Origin of the sequence: Clostridium sp. (genome assembly GCF_050717515.1) — a bacterium.
In the GTDB taxonomy this organism is placed as follows: Bacteria; Bacillota; Clostridia; order Clostridiales; family Clostridiaceae; genus Clostridium_AD.
Map to the genome: position 1 here is coordinate 25,213 of NZ_JBOITL010000038.1, position 18,909 is coordinate 44,121.

Annotated in this window: 23 protein-coding genes and 1 pseudogene; 3 read left to right on the forward strand and 21 right to left on the reverse strand. The window is 30.3% G+C overall.

Annotated elements, in window-relative coordinates:
* Positions 1 to 18 precede the first annotated feature (18 nt).
* The 9 genes and pseudogenes from ACREV6_RS21745 to ACREV6_RS21785 form a co-directional block, all read right to left on the reverse strand.
* Positions 19 to 391, reverse strand: a pseudogene (locus ACREV6_RS21745) (arsenical pump-driving ATPase); the annotation flags it as partial.
* Positions 381 to 563, reverse strand: coding sequence for an arsenate reductase/protein-tyrosine-phosphatase family protein (locus ACREV6_RS21750; protein ID WP_431580143.1), 183 nt, complete (start codon positions 561 to 563; stop codon positions 381 to 383). The pseudogene ACREV6_RS21745 and the gene ACREV6_RS21750, both read right to left, overlap by 11 nt.
* A 147-nt stretch (positions 564 to 710) precedes the next feature.
* The gene (locus ACREV6_RS21755) at positions 711 to 845 is read right to left on the reverse strand and encodes a hypothetical protein (RefSeq protein ID WP_431580144.1); all 135 of its coding nucleotides are present in this window, start codon (positions 843 to 845) and stop codon (positions 711 to 713) included.
* Between the two features lie 289 nt (positions 846 to 1,134).
* On the reverse strand, positions 1,135 to 1,476 hold the full coding sequence (locus ACREV6_RS21760; protein WP_431580145.1) for a VOC family protein: 342 nt from the start codon (positions 1,474 to 1,476) through the stop codon (positions 1,135 to 1,137).
* Positions 1,477 to 1,657: 181 nt separating this feature from the next.
* Entirely contained in the window at positions 1,658 to 2,119 is a 462-nt protein-coding gene (locus ACREV6_RS21765; RefSeq protein WP_431580146.1) for a GNAT family N-acetyltransferase, read from the reverse strand.
* Positions 2,120 to 2,540: 421 nt separating this feature from the next.
* Positions 2,541 to 2,879, reverse strand: coding sequence for a hypothetical protein (locus tag ACREV6_RS21770; RefSeq protein ID WP_431580147.1), 339 nt, complete (start codon positions 2,877 to 2,879; stop codon positions 2,541 to 2,543).
* Between the two features lie 134 nt (positions 2,880 to 3,013).
* Positions 3,014 to 4,381 carry a sensor histidine kinase gene (locus ACREV6_RS21775; protein WP_431580148.1) on the reverse strand — a complete coding sequence of 456 codons (1,368 nt, stop codon included), beginning with the start codon at positions 4,379 to 4,381 and terminating at the stop codon, positions 3,014 to 3,016.
* Positions 4,382 to 4,384: 3 nt separating this feature from the next.
* Positions 4,385 to 5,065 (reverse strand): response regulator transcription factor, encoded by a 681-nt coding sequence (locus ACREV6_RS21780; protein ID WP_431580149.1) that lies wholly within the window; start codon positions 5,063 to 5,065, stop codon positions 4,385 to 4,387.
* Between the two features lie 410 nt (positions 5,066 to 5,475).
* Positions 5,476 to 6,612, reverse strand: coding sequence for a C40 family peptidase (locus ACREV6_RS21785; protein ID WP_431580150.1), 1,137 nt, complete (start codon positions 6,610 to 6,612; stop codon positions 5,476 to 5,478).
* 572 nt (positions 6,613 to 7,184) lie between these two features.
* On the opposite strand from ACREV6_RS21785, the gene ACREV6_RS21790 reads away from it, so the two are divergent.
* The 3 genes from ACREV6_RS21790 to ACREV6_RS21800 all read left to right on the forward strand — a co-directional run bounded on the left by ACREV6_RS21790 (position 7,185) and on the right by ACREV6_RS21800 (position 8,419).
* Positions 7,185 to 7,487 (forward strand): polyprenyl synthetase family protein, encoded by a 303-nt coding sequence (locus tag ACREV6_RS21790; RefSeq protein ID WP_431580183.1) that lies wholly within the window; start codon positions 7,185 to 7,187, stop codon positions 7,485 to 7,487.
* 50 nt (positions 7,488 to 7,537) lie between these two features.
* On the forward strand, positions 7,538 to 8,056 hold the full coding sequence (locus ACREV6_RS21795) for a DoxX family membrane protein (protein WP_431580151.1): 519 nt from the start codon (positions 7,538 to 7,540) through the stop codon (positions 8,054 to 8,056).
* A 252-nt stretch (positions 8,057 to 8,308) separates the two neighbouring features.
* A complete protein-coding gene (locus tag ACREV6_RS21800; RefSeq protein WP_431580152.1) occupies positions 8,309 to 8,419 on the forward strand; it encodes a multicopper oxidase domain-containing protein in 111 nt (36 codons plus the stop codon).
* A 152-nt stretch (positions 8,420 to 8,571) separates the two neighbouring features.
* Here the strand turns inward: ACREV6_RS21800 and ACREV6_RS21805 are convergent, their stop codons facing one another.
* The 12 genes from ACREV6_RS21805 to ACREV6_RS21860 form a co-directional block, all read right to left on the reverse strand.
* Positions 8,572 to 8,808, reverse strand: coding sequence for an SHOCT domain-containing protein (locus ACREV6_RS21805; RefSeq protein ID WP_431580153.1), 237 nt, complete (start codon positions 8,806 to 8,808; stop codon positions 8,572 to 8,574).
* 173 nt (positions 8,809 to 8,981) lie between these two features.
* Positions 8,982 to 9,113, reverse strand: a complete 132-nt coding sequence (locus ACREV6_RS21810; protein ID WP_431580154.1) for a hypothetical protein — start codon at positions 9,111 to 9,113, stop codon at positions 8,982 to 8,984.
* 57 nt (positions 9,114 to 9,170) lie between these two features.
* Positions 9,171 to 10,937 (reverse strand): urease accessory protein UreH domain-containing protein, encoded by a 1,767-nt coding sequence (locus ACREV6_RS21815; RefSeq protein ID WP_431580155.1) that lies wholly within the window; start codon positions 10,935 to 10,937, stop codon positions 9,171 to 9,173.
* A gap of 23 nt (positions 10,938 to 10,960) precedes the next feature.
* Entirely contained in the window at positions 10,961 to 11,125 is a 165-nt protein-coding gene (locus tag ACREV6_RS21820) for a winged helix-turn-helix domain-containing protein (protein ID WP_431580184.1), read from the reverse strand.
* A gap of 228 nt (positions 11,126 to 11,353) precedes the next feature.
* On the reverse strand, positions 11,354 to 12,169 hold the full coding sequence (locus tag ACREV6_RS21825; RefSeq protein ID WP_431580156.1) for an FTR1 family iron permease: 816 nt from the start codon (positions 12,167 to 12,169) through the stop codon (positions 11,354 to 11,356).
* A gap of 380 nt (positions 12,170 to 12,549) precedes the next feature.
* Positions 12,550 to 13,278 carry a hypothetical protein gene (locus tag ACREV6_RS21830; protein WP_431580157.1) on the reverse strand — a complete coding sequence of 243 codons (729 nt, stop codon included), beginning with the start codon at positions 13,276 to 13,278 and terminating at the stop codon, positions 12,550 to 12,552.
* 319 nt (positions 13,279 to 13,597) lie between these two features.
* On the reverse strand, positions 13,598 to 14,362 hold the full coding sequence (locus tag ACREV6_RS21835) for an HAD-IIB family hydrolase (RefSeq protein ID WP_431580158.1): 765 nt from the start codon (positions 14,360 to 14,362) through the stop codon (positions 13,598 to 13,600).
* A 14-nt stretch (positions 14,363 to 14,376) separates the two neighbouring features.
* The gene (locus ACREV6_RS21840; RefSeq protein WP_431580159.1) at positions 14,377 to 15,138 is read right to left on the reverse strand and encodes a flavodoxin family protein; all 762 of its coding nucleotides are present in this window, start codon (positions 15,136 to 15,138) and stop codon (positions 14,377 to 14,379) included.
* Between the two features lie 645 nt (positions 15,139 to 15,783).
* Entirely contained in the window at positions 15,784 to 16,656 is an 873-nt protein-coding gene (locus ACREV6_RS21845; protein WP_431580160.1) for an aminoglycoside 6-adenylyltransferase, read from the reverse strand.
* Positions 16,657 to 16,718: 62 nt separating this feature from the next.
* The gene (locus tag ACREV6_RS21850; RefSeq protein ID WP_431580161.1) at positions 16,719 to 17,336 is read right to left on the reverse strand and encodes a VanZ family protein; all 618 of its coding nucleotides are present in this window, start codon (positions 17,334 to 17,336) and stop codon (positions 16,719 to 16,721) included.
* 82 nt (positions 17,337 to 17,418) lie between these two features.
* A complete protein-coding gene (locus ACREV6_RS21855; protein WP_431580162.1) occupies positions 17,419 to 17,685 on the reverse strand; it encodes a hypothetical protein in 267 nt (88 codons plus the stop codon).
* Between the two features lie 236 nt (positions 17,686 to 17,921).
* Positions 17,922 to 18,491: a GNAT family N-acetyltransferase gene (locus ACREV6_RS21860; protein WP_431580163.1), complete on the reverse strand. Its 570-nt coding sequence runs from the start codon at positions 18,489 to 18,491 to the stop codon at positions 17,922 to 17,924.
* Positions 18,492 to 18,909: the final 418 nt, after the last annotated feature.

The window sequence follows — 18,909 nt, forward strand, 5'->3', positions numbered from 1 at the left end:
ACCTTCTAATCACTACTTTTATACTAATAAATCCTTTAATTTATCACCTTTAATTTCATCAGGATTACAAGGTATTACAGCAAATTTACCATTTGCATGTGCATCAACCTTGTTAATCCATTCAATTTCATTTCTTGCCTTTGCAGACAATAATTTATTCGTAGTCCCTGCGGCTTGAAGAGATGAATTAATAACCCACCATTTTGTTGAAATTTTCGCACGCACTATATCTTGCTTCATATACCGGTGTAGCTTCAGCAAGGGTTACAATGATGACTTCAGTTTCGGAAGCATTACGAAGCCTTGGCAATAATTTTTTAACAGATTCCGGAATATCTCCCTGTGATCGCTTAATTTCTTGGTTATAGCTTTGAGTGGAATCAAGCAGCAATTGTAGTTTTGCCTACGCCACCCTTTCCCATAGTGAATATCACTTTTTTATTGTTATTGTACAAATCATCAATAACATCTTTAAGTTTAGGAATAGTTTCAGCATACAGTGCTTCTGTTATCTGTGACCTACAAAAATTGTGAACACATATAAATGCTACCCTTGGCTTCATAAAATAATTCTCTTTTTTATTATATATAATAGTTTTAATTTTAAAATACGATTTGAATATTTGTATATTCGCTTATGCTCATATTGTAATATTAACTATCTATTTTGTCAACAGCTTATCATAATATTCCCTTCTAATATGATTCATTTATGATAATGCCCTATATTCATATTTCAGTTGTTCAATGTCTTTCAATATTTCATTATAGTTTTTTAATAGATACTTCACATATTCTCTTGTTTCCCTAGCAAGCTTTAATTTAATATTCATTTTTGTATTCATAAAAGAAGCCTCCCTAAAGTTATATATTTATAACTTGCATGTTATAAATATATAACTTTAGGAAGGTTTTGTCAATATAAAAGTTTGGCATTCCCTCTTAGAAATTTTAAACTTACCAATACTAAATTTGTATTCACATAAGACTTTCGCTTAGCTATAGGAAATTAAGGCTATATTTAAGAATGTTGTTATAACCATACCAATTTTTAGGAAGCCATTTGACTTCCCCTAGTTTAGATTTTATGAAAATTGTGAATTAATAATATCTAAATCTCTTTATCCACTAAAATTACTTAGGGATGCTTCTAACGTATATATGATTGCCGTCAGGGTCACAAAAATGCATATTCTTTGCTCCCCATGGTTGTAGTTTAGGAGCATCAATAATATATATACCTAACTTTAGCAACCTCTCATATTCTGACTCTAAATCATCAACAGTAAAAGCAATACTAACATTTTGATTATTCTTACTTTCTCCATTATTGTAAACACTGAAGGTTGTACCTTCAGTGATAATAAACTGATGTACTTCGTCCTTACAGTCTGAATAGATATTTAAGATTTCCCTATAAAAATCAGCCATTTTTATTACATTATTTGTTTCTAAACAAACTTCTCCTAAATCCATTTTTTTTTCCTTTCCAATATAATTCATTTAAAAGTTACTTCGCCATATTACACGAATTTTACATATTTCTACGCCCTTATTAATCAATTACATTTTAATTTTTTCAACTTCCCATTTTAGACATAACCTGTCCAGTTTATCTAATTTCTTTAATACTTCAACCGCAAGTATTCCTTTTTCTTTACTTTTGAAAATAAGACATAGGGGTAAATCTAATACCATTAACAGTAAGCTCTTTGTCTGTATCAAAAAATCCAAGTCGATGATAAACTTCTATTGCGTATGGAGATGAATTTACTGTGATGTTGCTAATATTATTCTCGCTTTTACATCTCTCTTCAACTGTTTGAAATAAACTTCTTGTTATACCTCGTCTATGATACTCTTTATTTACAAACAGCATGCATATATGATTAATTCCTCTTGTTGTAATTAGACCTGCTAAATCAGCATTATCTATACAACCCCAAAAGTATATTTCACCTTTATCAAATTTATCAATGATAGAATTATATGATATAAATTTCCTGAATTCTTCAATGCCTTGTTTTGAGTAATCTAATGCTTCAAATTCTTGAAAAACATTCCACACTAAATTAAGAGCATTTCTGATATCATTTTTCTGCAACTTTATAATTTCCACACAAATTCACCTACCTAATAAATTATATTGCTTCCCCTTTTTCTACAAATTTGACATAACTCTTCAAGTGAGAAATGTCTTCAGATATATCTGATATGCCCTACACTTATAAAGTATTTCACATTTTGGGGACTTCCCATTATAGCCATAATACTCATAAATACTTCTAAAACATTCTACTAACAATCTTTCTACTTCCCTCTATCATATTCCTTCTAAATTTGTATAATAAACCAAAATAACTCGTTATTTACTAAACAATCCATCTTAACTTTTCTTTAATATTATGAAATACCAAAAAAAACACCGATATCTACCCGATGTTTTTTGTCCAAGCAAATCTATTAAAATTATTTAGTGCAAGATTTTAACATTATATCTTTATTTTACTTATAATGTCTCTTTTACTTTTATCCATTATTTAAACTGGGACCCTTCCCTCTCGATTACTGCTCTGATACAAAAAATAGCAAAACCTTATTACAAAGTTTTTACTATCTTTTTTAATTATTGCACCTCTATTTTTTCTTGTTAATAATGAACAGCACTCCACATGAAGTGTTTGTATATACCTATTATTTAAATTGTAGGAGTCTATGAATTTATTAAGAATTCCTATTTTCTGTAGCTGTTTTTCATTTGGTTCTATAATTTTAGGATGTTCTAAAATATTAAAGGGATTGTTTTCTTTTGCATATCCCTGAACTCTCTTTAAGGATATACCTGTTAAATTGAGAACAGATGTATTTATAATTATCAAGGTTTATTTCTTTTCTGCTATTCACTTATCTCTCAAGGCTGATTTCATTATTTTCACATTTTATTGGAAGTTTATCTCATACTACTTAAAATACAATTATAGGGTAATAGCTTACAAGCATATGGAATTGATGATCACAAAACTCGGTTAAAATACACAGTAACAACGCATCCCTTTCCCTTTTTACTCTTCACATCTATGCTTGCCTTATGAAGTGTCAATATATTCTTTACAATGGTGAGTCCTATTCCTGTGCCTTCTATTTCATGTCTACTTTTGTCTCCCCTATATAGCCTCTCAAATATATAAGGTAAATCCTCATTATTAATTCCAATGCCTGTATCTTTTATTTTTAATATTACCTTTTCATCACTTTCTTTCAAAGTAATATTAATTTCCCCTAACCCTTCTGTAAATTTGACTGCATTAGAAAGCAAATTAATAATTACCTGTTTTATCTTATCACTGTCTCCTAAAATGTTACATGGTTTATTAGTACTACATTCTAAGGATATGCTAAGATTCTTATTTTCCGCTATTACTTCAAAATCATTTACAACTGAGGAAATAATATTCTTTAAATCAATTTTTTGCATGCTTAGCGCTGTTTCCTCCGCGTCAACCTCTTTTAATGTATTTAAATTGTCTAAAAGCTTTCCAAATCTAATAACCTCTTCATTAAGATAAGTTAATCTTTCATTATCTACTGGAAAAATACCATCAATCATAGCCTCAAAATTATTTTGAAGAATATTAAGGGGTGTTCTAATTTCATGGGATATATCTGATACTAATCTTTTTCTAAGCACATCCTGATGCTGAAGCTTTTCTCCAAGCGTATTTATGCTATTTCTTAAATCTTCAAGCTCTAAAATATTACTCTTATTATGTGACCTTTCTCCATAATTTCCGTTTGAAAGATAAACTGAAATTTTTGAAATTTGGCTAAGAGGGGTGGAAAATTGCTTTGAAATAAATATACTTATTAATATTGTTATTAAGATTGAAAGTACAACACTTAGAATAATACTCTCATTTATTGAAATTTTGAAATTTACATCTTCTTCGGATAATAGTATAGGAGCATATTGTCCTATTTCTACATATCCTACAATTTTGTTATTAGATCTTATTTCAAAGGTGCTTGTAGTATAAACTCCTTCATTTTTAATGTGCATATGAACGTTAGGATTGTCAATCATGTCATTAGGGTCCATTCCCCAAATTTTTTTTTTATTTTCCCCCTTAAGAGTAAGACAATAGTTACCCATATAGGCTTCATGCATAATTTCTATTCCTGAATTTTCATTCCACGTACCATTTTTTTTATATACCTCCTCTAAATATTTAACTATTCTAATATTCCTCTTATTTTGTATCTCAACTAAGTACTTGTCAAAGGTTCTTGATATTGTTATATTTACAAAAAGCGTAGATAATAAAAGTGCTAATATAGCGGTACATACCAAAATAATACTTAATCTTCTTCTTATGCTTTGCATAAATTAATCACCACCAAATTTGTACCCAATTTTAGTTACAGTTAATATATATTTAGGATTTCTGGTGTCCTCTTCTATCTTTTTTCGTATATTCTTAATGTGTACATCTATTGTTCTATCAAAACCTTGAAAATCTATTCCCATAATTCTTTCAATCAGTTTCTCTCTTGTAAATATCTTCCCCTCATTAGATGAAAGAATATGTACTATGTCAAATTCATTTGGTGTAAGATATATTTCTTCGCCACGCGCTTTAACTATTCTTTTCTCATAATTAATTTCTAAATCACCATTATTATAAATTTTTGTTTCACACTCATTTACATTCAGCCTTCTAAATAAAGATTTTACTCTTGCAATTAGTTCTCGTGGGCTGAACGGCTTAACAAGATACTCATCTGCTCCTAGATTTAATCCTTCTATTCTATTTTCTAAAGTACTCTTTGCTGTAAGCATAAATATATGCACATCAGAAATTTTTCTTAGTATACTACAAACCTCTTCACCAGATATGTCAGGCAGCATTAGGTCTAGTATAACTAAGCTAAATTCAATTTTTTCGAAAAGTTTTATACCTTCCATACCCTTTGTAGTACAATAAACAATATAGCCTTCTTTTTCAAGATATGCTTTTTGTATTTCTGAAATCTTTTCTTCGTCTTCAATAATTAATATATTATTCACGTTTAATTAACCCCTTTTTTAATTTAATAGTTGACATATTTGAATTCTCTTCATTATTATGTTTCCCTAATATTTATCATAATATATAAAAATATGTATTTAATGTGTTAATAATGTGAAAGTGAAATTCCGTGAAAAAATCAATAGAAAGATTCTCTCATTTCTATGATATCTTGACTCCTCATAATATAATTATATCTACAAAAAAATGTCTTCAAAACGCTATAAATGTAGTATTAGTCCTATAACCATATTGAATAAAAAAGTATTAGTAGATATTGATGAAAAACATTTATATAATATGATAACTATCAAATTATAATTTCATCAATACTATAATAAAGAATATATATTGTGCAAAGCTCATTAAAACAACTTCAAAACTATACTTTGCACAATATATGTATTTTTTATTTTACTCTTCTAGCAGTTACATAATCTTTTCTTCCTACTGGTGAAATTTTAACCACATCTCCTGTATGAGGAGCATGGATATAATTATTATCCCCAATGTACATGCCCATGTGATGGGGATTAGCAAAGGTTCCATAGAATATCAAGTCTCCAGGTTGAAGGTTGTCTCTTGATACTTGTAAACCATCATTTATCTGATCAAAGGTGGTTCTTCCTACTGATATTCCAAAATGCGCGTATACGTATTGTGTAAATCCTGAGCAATCAAATCCCGAAGGCGTTGTTCCACCCCATAAATATGGTGTGCCAAGGAAGTTAGAAGCGTAGGCTATTACAGCATTATCTGATATAGTAGCTGATCCTCTTGAAGGTGTATATTTAGGTGCTGAATTTCTTATTTCATTTATTTTTGTTATGCTTTTACTTGCTGACACTTCAGGCTTGTTTAGTTGTGCTACAAGAAGATTTTCCTTACTGCTTTTTAGTTCTGTTAATAATTTATTGTGTAACTCTTTAGTGACAATTTCCTTACTCTTTAGTTCAGTTGCCAATTTATTTTGTGACTCTTTAGTAACAATTATTTTATCTAGCTTCTGCTTATTTTCTACTTGCAAATTTAGCAATACTTCCTTTGTGTTATTCAAATTTTTCTGCTTTTCATTTAATTCTTTTTGGGCGACTTTAAACTCCTCCACTACTTTTTGATCAAATTCAATAATGGTTTTTATGTTTTCTACTCTAGATGCAAAATCTCCAAAGTCCTCTGAATCAAGTATTATACTCATATATCCATCAAATCCATTTATGTACAAGCTTCTCATTCTACTATTAAATAATTCTTCTTCCTTTTGGTTTTCCTTTTCAACCTGCTTAGCCTTCGCAGCGGCACTTTCAATCGCCTTTTTAGTTTGGAGTATTTTCACTTTATTTTCTTCTGTCTTGGCCATGATTTTTTCAATTTCATTATCAAACTCCTCTAGTCTAGCTTCAATTCCTTCCCTCTCATCTTGAATTTTAGTTAGTGAACCCTTCTGCTGTTGTAACTTATCATTTGTTGGAATCGCGAGTGTTGTTACATTTGAAGTGAAAATCAAGGTAATTACAACAGCGATACTTCTCAGGGCATTCTTCATTATTACATCTCCTTCACTCTTTTAAGTTTTATGATTTACATATAAAATTTATCATAAACTTATGAAGTTCTTATGAAGATTTAAATGAGCAGGAATTTCAGTAGTATCGATTCCTGCTCCCTTTTCATATTTTGAAAAGTCTAGTATTTCTGCCCCTTCTGCCGGTCCAAGTATTAATTGATTTAATTTTACTGGTGCCTCTAAAAAACCTCCGTCGAGTGCTATCTTAAAACCCTAAGTTCCTTATTCATATTTTTGTCTACAATTAAAAAGTCATATCAAAGAGAAGATTTCACTACTGCTTTGATATGACCAACATTCAATTATGTTTTATATTTAAATTTTTATAAAATATTACTCATCCATGTTGTCTCATATTTTAATCAATAAATTAATCGGTAGTTTATACAATATGTTATGTGATAAATGTTTAATAAATGTAGTTAAGTGTTTAAGTAATCTCCACAGAATAGCTATTTTGATTCTGTATTTCCGTTAAAAAATCATAGCTTGGTATAATTTAACTTACTATATATCATAATTCATGTATTGTGAACTTCCTCTCATAGATTATATGGACCAGATACCACCTTAGTTGCAAAATCGCAGCGGTTTTGGCTGGAGCAACAAAAGAGCAAATTACTAGCATAGAAGAGTATGGATTAAATTTAGGAATGGCATACCAAATAATGGATGATTGTAATGACAAAGACATTACTGCGCAATTAAATATAACAGTGGAAGATGCTAAATTATATGGAAATAGAGCAATTGCATGTCTTGATTCCTTTGAATATTCTCCATACAAAATAAGTTTAATAAATCTTGTGAACTTTATTCTTAAACTTTCTCATGCGAAAGTAAGTAACATGTAATTATATTTATAAACCATAAAAACACAAAATTAAAATGGAGGTATATTAAAATGAAATTATTAAAACACAAATCATTTAACATTATTTGGACAGCACTACGTATATGGTTAGGCTACCAATGGATTTCTGCTGGATTGGAAAAGGTTACTGGAAGTGGGTGGATTGGCAGTACTGCTGGAACTTCTATAACAGGATTTTTGAAAGGTGCGCTAGCTAAAGCTGGGGGTGCTCACCCCGCAGTACAGTCTTGGTATGCTGATTTTATTAAAAACGTAGCTTTACCAAATGCTACAACATTTAGCTATCTAGTTGCATTTGGTGAAATTTTAGTTGGTATTAGCTTAATTCTAGGTGCACTTACAGTTGTGGGTCTCATCGCTGGTGCGTTTATGAATCTAAACTATTTATTGGCTGGTACTACTAGTACAAATCCAAATATGTATACAATAGCATTTATACTCTTATTTGTAGGAGCAAATGCTTACTCTATTGGACTTGACCACTATATATTACCAGTTCTAAAAAAAACCTTTGGTAAAAAATCGGATTCCAACCTAATTACCTCATAACATAAATTTTGCTATTAACTAATTTATTAGAATATAAAAGTTTAACACTTAAACTTTAACTTTTCATTGTTAACTTACTATAAGATAAAATTATTTTTTAAAACGAAAGGGGCACTATAAACATGAAATTAGAATTATTAAGGGGAAAGGTTAACTACTATTAAAAAATTAATGCCTTTGTTTTTCTGATTGGTTCAGGAAATGTAACTAGAAATAATAGTTACTTCGGGTGAAACTTGAGATATTGAATTTATGGCAAATAATCCAGGTGTATGGCTCTTTCATTGCCATATGCCACATCATATGTCCAATAATATGACAAGTAAACCAGATGGCATGTTTACAACTATTGTTTATAAATAAAAATCTAACCTTTAACGTTCTACCTTAATTCTATATTTAACAAATAGTTGCAATGAAAATTAATGAACATATGAAAGAGTTTTACTTAAAATTAATTAAAAAGTCATGTCAAAGGAGAATTATCAATTACTTTGACATGACTATAATTTTTTTTATAATTTATGATTTAATAATATATTTTTTTTAGTATTATATTCTTCTTCATTTATTTCTCCACGAGCAAATCTCTCATTTAAGATATCTATAGAATTATCTTTAAATCCAATATCTTTACCATTATTCTTTTGCCCTTGATTGTAGATTACATATATAACCACTCCAATTAAAATTATAGGAATAATCATCATTCCAAACCAACCTCCCATCATATTATATCCATATCCCATCATTTCAAGTTATCCTTTCATTATCTTTATATTTTTTGTTTTAGTACCTACTAGAATATTATCTTCCCATCATACTTCCACAATAAAGAGAATATAATCTAAAATAAATTCATATACCTGTGCAGGATGAAGAATGTTACCACCCGCATTAACTCATCATGGCATGACATTAGTCATTACCTTGCACCAACTACACCAGAAATTACACCAATAATAGCTATGTTAAACATGATATCATCTTTAATCCATCTATTTTTTGCCTGCAATTCAGCAAAGTACACTGCTGAAATTATACTAACTGCAACCATTAGACTATTTAGTTCAATTAGTTGTTAATTGTCACAAACTATTTATCATCCGTTAGTTCATTTTAGATACTTATCCCTTAAATCTTCAAGCACTATAGGATTAATGTCCTCAGATACCTCTATTAATCCAAGTGTATTGCTATCTTTTACGATTCCATAGACACCGGGTTTATCAAATGTTAGCGAAACCTGATTTCTTCCTTTTTTACCTTCAAAGGAAGAAATAGCTTTAGAGTCAGCGTCAATTATTGAGTATACTCCCTCAGCATTCTCAAACTTTGTTAAGTCAACCGATAAATTAGCTTTAAGACCACTTTGCATTACAGATATAATAGGAGAAAGTTCATAACCAATTCCATTTATAGTTAAGCTTTGAGTATTATTGCTTAGCTTGGCTTTTTTAACTAAGATTTCGATGGGGGTTTTAGTTATATCACTGCCATATATACTAGGACTGACTGGAGTAGTAGGGCTAGTTTTATTGGAATCACTAGTAGCATCGATGGTATTAGCATCATCTACTACCTTAATTACTCCACCTATCATACCCATCCAACAACTAAAGTTTATATCTTTATCTCCAGGTGTGAAATTTATGATGTTTTCACCAGACTCTAATTTTTTTTCTATATCCATAGAAGGAACCACAATGGCATTATTACAAGAAGTTAGTTGCTCTCCATTTATTACCCACTTAACAGGAACATTCTTTTGTACATATAATACACTAGGGGTGTAGCCACTAGCATTGGCAGTCATATTTATTACCTGAACTCCGTTTTCAATAGTAGCTTTTGAAGTATTCCCAGGAGAATTAGGCTGCTTAGCAGAATTATTTTGCTGATGAGCAGTACGCAATAAAGCCATAGGGGATATATTAATACCAGCAAGAGCTAATCCTCTATTACCCATAATAAGTCCAAGAACAACTATTAGAATTCCTCCAAATTTTACAAGTTGCTTAGTATGATCCTTACTTAACAGACCGGTGATAGCTCCAAAGCCAAGCATTAGAGGCACTGTACCAAGCGCAAATATAAACATTGAAGTAGCACCAAGCATCGCGCTACCTGTGCCAAGAGCATATAATTGCATAGTTTGAAGAGGTCCACAAGGCATAAAACCATTCAAAATGCCTACAACAAAAGGAGTTTTTCCACTTTTTTTAAGATTACAGAAAGACCAAGGTAATTTTATGTTAAATCTTCTAAAAAGACTGTATCCAGACATATTTAATCCCATAATAATCATAAAAATCCCAGCTAAAACCTGAAGACCAGCCTTAAATGGTAACGTAAAAGAAAAAACAGAACCTAGAGCTCCAACAATTCCACCAAGAATAGTGTAGGATATCACTCTGCCTAAATTATAAAATATAGCTGGTTTTAGAGATTGAAAATTGATTTTATTTTCTGTTGAAATGCTTTGTGATAACATTATGCCGCCACACATACCTACGCAGTGCAGGGAAGTGAAAACACCTACTATAAATAGAACTAAATAAGATGCGTTTTCTAGCTTAGATTCCATGTCAAAGCTATTACCAGCCTTACTTAAAAGAATAATTGCAAGAACTATTATCAGCATACCAACAAGTTTGAAATTGCCAGAATTCTCTGTACTATAACCAATTTTTGAGATTTTTTCTTTAATTTGTACTATATTACACATTTCATCATCATATTCTAATAATACACTTTCACTTTTGTAATCAGCTAATACCTTAGTAACTCCACTGATACTCATCAGTGACTTTTCTATTCTAGCTTCACAGGAGGTACATGTCATGTTGTAAACTTTAATTTTCTGTTTTTTACTACTCATAGGTCACCTCTTTATCTATTATATTATCTAATTAACATTATACAAAGAAGATGTGTAGATTTTATAAAGATATATTCATAAACTTCAATAAAAAATAGCTCTCTTGTAAATACTTTACCCTTATTAGATGAAAGAATATGTACTATGTCAAATTCATTTGGTGTAAGAGCGAAAATAAAAATCCATATTGTTGATTTAACTTAACAATGTGGATTATAATTTCATCTCATAACTAATAAGTTTTTATTATGAGAATACTTTTTCACTCTTAATTTCAGTTAGTGTGTTAGTCAATCACCATGACTGATTTTTTGTTTGGACTTGAAAGTTTAATATATATAAAAGTGAAAATACATTAATTACATTTTAATCTAGGACAATATTAAATATTCAAAATATCACAATGTACAAGTATTCTATTTTTTCAATTCCATATGCCAAATAAAAAACATGATAAAGGTGTAAACATATTGAACAACGAATTGTATGATTTCTGGCTTTGAGTACCAACCAAATAAAACGTAAAGAGGAAGTCCTATAATACCTTCTTTATGGTATAATATGGTTTTTGAAAGGTCGAAAGCCTTAATAAATATAGGACTTGTACTTGCAAGTATATTTAGAGAACTTAGTGCAGACAATCCTTCATGAATTCCATAACCTAGTAAAAAACCAGCTTGTAAAATCAAATATACTAAAGTTAAATTAAATAATATTTTTAAATTTATTTTCACTAATGAAAAATAAATTAATATTGCAAAAATTAACGCTGCAAAAACCCCTGAAAATATTGATAATAAAGTATATTTACCTGCAAAAAGAAATATTGCAATTTCTGCACCTTCACGAGCAACCATAATAAAGGTAATACTAAAAATGCCTAAAGCTGAAAGATTAGTTTTAACTTGTTTTTGAACCTCGGCAATCATGTTTCTTCCATGTTTTATCATCCAATAAATAAAAGTAGTTATCAATATTAGTGCTAAAATACTAGCCGAGCTTTCCCACACCTTAGATAATTCCTCCGTTTTACCAATAGATTTAGATATATAGAATAAAATTGCACCAATTCCTATTGAAGCTAAAATTCCTACTAAAGCTCCTGAAAAGGCATTTTTCCTGAAAGTAATATTGCCACTTTTTTTCAAATATTGAAGTATAATTACTACAATTAAGAAAGCTTCAAGGCCTTCTCTAAAACCCATAATTAGTCCTGGTAAAAATTTTTCCATTAATATAACGCTCCTTTAAAAATATGATATTGAAAGTCATTTTCAATTAAGTATAAGGTGTATTTATACTTATGTCAATGTATAAAATGATTATCTTATGTAAGAATCATTTTGGTAGTGCCTAACGAATAATAACTAAACGAAGGTTAGATTTTTCAATTTTCAAATTTTTAGAATCTATTTCCCCATTTTCATACTCAACCCAAATTTGCTTATTTATTAATCTATAATTTCTTAACTCATTCTCTTCCTTATATCTGAAATTAAAATGTTTGAATGCTTTGCTAATGCATAAGCTTCCGCTTTATCGTAATCAAACAGTGTCCCAGCGTTACAGGAGTTTAATAAAACTTACATAGCTCTTATGTTGTTTTCTTAATCTACAACTCGATTAGTTGGGTTATAAAATCAGGCAAATTTCCAATATCGCGCAATGTACTGATATATCCTAAAAATCGTGGATTACGTTTTTTAATATCATCCTCACAAACACCTCTAAAAACTATAAGTTGCTGCATCAAATTATTTCCCCCACCACTAGATTCGCAATGTTCTGTAGTTTCCTCAAAAAAGAAACAAATATCCTGCATTTCAATTTGCTTGAAGTTAGAATCGGTATGTTTCATCCATATTTGTGTTTCAATATAAGCCTGTTCATAATAGACTTCATTACGTTCTGTATGAGGCAAATAGTATCCACGCATATTAAGTCCAAAATACTCAGCAGAAGAATTCATTGCTTCTTCACTCATAGCATTTTTCTCTTTGTTCCATTTTTCTATTTCTTGGTCTGTCATATCAAAGGAAAACTCTGATGACTGATGCTCAAGTTTATCTTTGAAATAGTTCATAATTACATTTAATTGAAAATTTTTCATACGCCTATCATTTGCGGCAAGAAGTAGAGCATCACACTGCTCTAAAAAATACTGCTCTGTTCCCTTTATTGTATGAGCATTTGCAGTTACTAGTTTAGCACAGTCCTCAACCCACTGTTGGAATTTTTCTTCACGTTTATCATCTGAAACTCCTACCATTCTACCAATAACAGTTACCCCATTATTATTTTTGATAGAGACACTGCCATCTTTATTTCTCACAACTGACATTATTGTTCCTCCAATTCAATAAAAATTATATAGAAAATCCTCGTTTTGTGCTAAAATGCAAATGTATATTAATTAACAAATTAGTGCGAAACTAAAATTTTTATTAATATGCCATTACCACTAACGTTTCGGATTAGCGATGTTCCTGAACCGGACCATTAAGGAATACTTCTTGGTGGTGCATTGCACCCGGTAAAAGGACGTCTGCTAATCTTTTGTTAGTGGAAGTACCATTATTGTAAACCTATCAACTATTGCAACCTTCAAACCCTTATTCCTTGGTGAATAATATAAAAATGGTGAAAACTAAAGTTTTAGCTTATAACAGGAAATGGTTTATCCACTTCGCCACGCCGTCATTGTCATTGGTATCGCAAACAAAATCAGCAACAGATTTCAACTCGTCAATTGCATTACCCATTGCAACACCAATGCCAGCAGTTTTTATCATACCTATATCATTAGTATCATCACCAAATGCGACGATATCATTTATATCAATATTAAAATACTCCCCAAATTTACGCACCGCATTCTCCTTGGTGGCCCTTTTACTCGTTATAATTGCCGAACCATTTATTGAAAGAAGGTATTTCATATCACTGGTGATGAATTGGTCCAATGAGACATCTTTACAAGCTTCCGTCACAACTCGTATGCGTTGAATATCATATAGTGCTAAATCTTGTATTGTTCCTGAATACACTTTTTTTGTGCTTATGTTTTGAATTTGTCCATTAAAATAATTATATGGCTCAAGATATGCACCAATTGCAATATCAGGATATGCAGTTTGAATTTCAGACATTGTTTTAATGCCTTCTACATATGGAATTTCATTTTTTTCTAATAAGATATTTTCTGCAACTATTGATGCACCGTTGTAATACGATATACAATCGCAGGGTAAATCTTTCAGATATGTTTTTACCTTGCGTGGCGATCTTGCAGTTATATACCCTATAATCATCCCTGTAGACTTACACTTGCTAATTGCTAAAACATTTGCCTGTGAAACGAATTTTTCGGAATTTAATAGGGTATCGTCCAAATCAAAAAGCAATAATTTGGATTTAATCTTCACTCGAACACCTCCAACTATTTGAATACAATTCGTTTTTTCATACTCCATACACCAATACTTGCGATAATGTCTGCAATAAAACTTTTTAAAAAGTTCACTTTCGTTTCATAAAAATAATTTTTCTTGCCACTATAATACTTATAATCAGCGGGTAAGGTTTCTTTTGAAATACTTGCCATCTTTTTAAAAATTTTAAACCATATTAGATTACCTAATGGAGGATTTGTTTTTTTTCTATATTTCATTGATTCATAAAATTTTCTTGCACTACTTTTAATATCTTTTTCAACATTCTCCTCATACTTTTTATTAGCTTCCCAAGGTGTACTTGTTACTCCTAATTCACAAACTTTTAGACTTCCCCCCAAAGTAGTAGATAGTGCTTTAATAACTTTATTTAACCCAGAACCACCATTAGCAACAAGCATAAGGGACTGATTAAAGAATTTTGGTCTGTGTAAGCTATATGCAAAACGGTCAATAAAGTTTTTCATTAATCCGCTAACATTTAGTGCATACCCGGGAGAACTAAGAATTACACCATCTGATTTTAAAATTTCTTGCTCAATACTTTCCTTGTCATCTTTCAAGGGACAAAACATTTCCCCCTTTGATATACAGGCAAAACACCCTTTACACATATTAAGATTAGAATCACTAAGAAATACATATTTAAAATCTACATCACCTACTAGTTTCAACTCATTTTCTATCTTCTGAACAATTTTATAGCCATTCCCTTTATGAGGACTTCCCATAATTGCAATTACTTTCATTTCAACCCCACCTTTTATAAAAAATAATTTACTTAAATACATATTATCAAAAAACTGATTAAAGGAGCTATAGGATTCCTCCCAAGTTCCTAGCATCTCTCTATACATGCCACGTTCTTTGACCCCAGCAGACCCTCGAGAATCTCACCTTTTACGATTCTTCTGTATTGACTTCCGTGACGTTAACCACATCGCAAGTAGATGCCAAGCTTTGCTTGGCGCACTAACGTTTCGTGTTGTCGACGTTTCCCAGACATAGTACGATTGCACTTGGACTGGGGAATGTGCCTTGGCGATGGGTTAAGTACTAACCTATATATAGATTATAAGTCATAAATTTACATATTGCTATATAAAAATAGTCCACCAGCCAAGGTGAACGACAACATTTTGTTAGGCGAAGTACATTCTATTATTGTCTCATATGTTGATACTCTTGATATACAAATTTCACAATTTACTACAGCAATGACACTTTCTAAATAAAACTTTTTATAAACCTTTAACTTCTTATTATTAGCATGAGTATAGCCACAATCTGTCCAGTCTACCTAATTTCTTTAGTGCGCTTACAGTTGTTTATGACGAACTTTAAGAAGATTACGAAGTAACTATACGTACACTATGAATACCCTATGCTACCCACTAATATATTTTTTCAGCATCTTTAGGTAATACAAAAACATCTTTTAAAAACTTTAAACTATTCTTTGCCTCAACCTCATTATATTTAACATTCATGATAAAAGATACTTCTTTTGCCATATCATTAAATAGGTCACACATAATAAATACTGATTCCCAAATATCTTTTACAACTCCAGAAGGATAAGTTTTTAAAAACGTATCCCATTCGCCCTCTTTTATCCATCTATACATATACTTTCCTGATTTTCCAATACTAACTGTAAAATTCGTATCATATCCAATTTTCCATCCTAATAATAGTATTAACCACGGACGGACAGCATGATTTAGCATGTCCATTACATATGGTACTTCTTCTCTCCATAAACCCTTCGCAACATTATTAAGACACCACCAAAATTCATTACATGCATCCATGAATTGGCACTCTGTCGGTTTCTTTACCCAATGAACTTCATCTGTTGCCTCTGGTATATATGGTAAACACTTGTCTTTATCGAGTAGTATTTTACAAAGTTTATCATTTCTAATATCTTGAATTGCCTGTGTTAATGTGCATATAGTTAAATCGAGACGATTTCCATCTGTAAACTGTATAAGCCAAGCATAGCAATTTTCTACATCACCTGGGAAAAATGAATTACCTTCAGGATATTGCATATATAACCGTTCACCAAATTTGTCAATCCAACTATTATCTTCACGAAAAGACTTTGTTTCCTTAACAACATATTCAATATCATAATCCTGAAAAATATCTTTTACAGCATTCGGGTTTGTTCTTGAACCATTCATAAAAACTGCACGAATTCTTTCATCTTTCTTTGCAATATTTAGAATTAAATCAAACATTTCTTGTTCTGCACGCATTTTTACCCTCCAAATAATAAGTAACCTTACTTCAAAATTTTCTACAAGTTCGACACAAAAATTTATTTACTATAATCTACATTCCTGTGAATGCCATTTAGAAATTGTTTGTTACTCATTTTTAGTAGAATTTTCTTATAAAACATGTATCCTATCCAAGCACCAAAAGTATTTAATATTATATCATCAATATCGAATGACCTACCTCTATTACCTATATAGTAAGATAAAAGTTGAAGGATTTCTATACTGAAAGAAAAAATAAATGAGATTAAAAGTGTATTTCTAATATTTTCAAACTTCTCCCATAACATCGGGAGTAATAAGCCGAAAGGTAACAATAGCAACATATTGCCTAAAATATTTTTTATCCAAAATTTAATCATAAAATTTTGAATTTGTGAATCACTCATAACATTTGCTACATCCTTTATTGTGTTAAAAACTGGTACAATGTTTATTCCAACATAACCCTTTTCACCAGTAAAACTTATAAATAGAGGAAATAAAGTTATACCTATAAAACAAAAAATATACAACGAAAAAATATTAAATACAATCTCCCTTTTAACTAAAAACTGACCCTTACTGGGATTCTTATGAATTGAAACTACTCTAACCAGTATCCATATAGGTAGAATAATTACGAATAAACTTTTAATACTTAAAATAATACCCATTTAAAATCATCCCTTCAATTAACTAACTGACCTCATTATAATTTACCAATTAAATAATATATTACCATAGAACAACACTAAATTAAAGGCTAATACAAGTATAATCACAAATTTCATCACAACTCATAATTCTATCTAAATCATATGTAACTATGTTATCTTCTAAAATACCAGCCTCTAAAAGGTCATTTTTGCATATTGGAATCCACACCCTTGCGTCCTCTGTTATTGCAGCAGTTGGAATAAAAATAACTTTAATTTTATCATTAGGTACATTTACCAATGATAAAAATTTTTCTTCGATGTTTTTGTTAGTAAACCCAGTAGACGTTAAAATTATATTTTGCATAATTAAACCACCCTATCTATTTTAACATTAAAAATATGTCGCCATATTTAACGGGTTTGACATGTCTCTACGCCCTTATTAATCAATTACATTTTATTTTTTTCAACTTCCCATTTTAGATACAACCTGCGCAAACAATCTAATAACTCTTACAGTTGGTTATGACACGTAATTAGAATATAGCGAATTAACATAACTTTACACTATTCTCATATACCACAGCATATAGATTTGAGTTAACTTTGTTTGTAATTATTATAGTATTCTCGCTCCAAAATACTATAATAGAATTGGTCGCTCCACTTACCTCGACATTGATACTCTTCCCTGAATACACCCTGCTTTGACATGCCTACTTTTTGCATTATAGATGCAGATCTTTGATTATCGCAATGGCACATACCTAATACCTTATGGGCATCCAATTCGTTAAATGCAAAGGATATTAAAAGCTGTGTACTCTCTAAACAATATCCATTACCTTGAAATTCCGGCAAGATAACATATCCAATTTCCCAGCTTTTACGTGTGGAACTACATTGCCATATATAAGCTGCTCCCATCTGGGCCCCATCTGAACTGCGTTTTACAATAAAATCGAAAACATCTTTTTCTTCAATTCTCTTAGTAAACCTTTTTCGAATACATTCCTTGTCAGTCTCAACATGTTCTTCATAACACCATAATTCTGTATCACTTTCTTCATCACATATAAAATCCATATGTTCTTTTGTTATGGGCACAAGTTCAATAGCTTTACCTTTTAATAGGTGATGAATTTGTTTTTTAATACTTATGTTTTCCATCTTTACCCCCGCTTTCATATTATACAAATAATCGTTAGCACCACAATTACTACAACTTCGACATAACTTTATAGAAATTATAGCATGTTATACATATTTATACATAAATATATTCCCATAATAGTAAATGTTTTTATTTCTCAATACCGTATTATTCAATTTCAATAGTTATGACGCGTATTTCTCAAAGTTCGACATATACCCTTTATTCTTAAACAGTCAGATATCTTTATAAAACATGTCTAGTTAACTACAGTATTCCCCACACTTATCATCAAAATAACTCGTTATTTACTAAACAATTCCTCTTAACTTTTCTTTAATATTATGAAACAACAAAAAAACACCGATATCTAACCGATGTTTTTTATCCAAGCAAATCTATTTAAATTATTTAATGTAAGATTTTAATGACAAG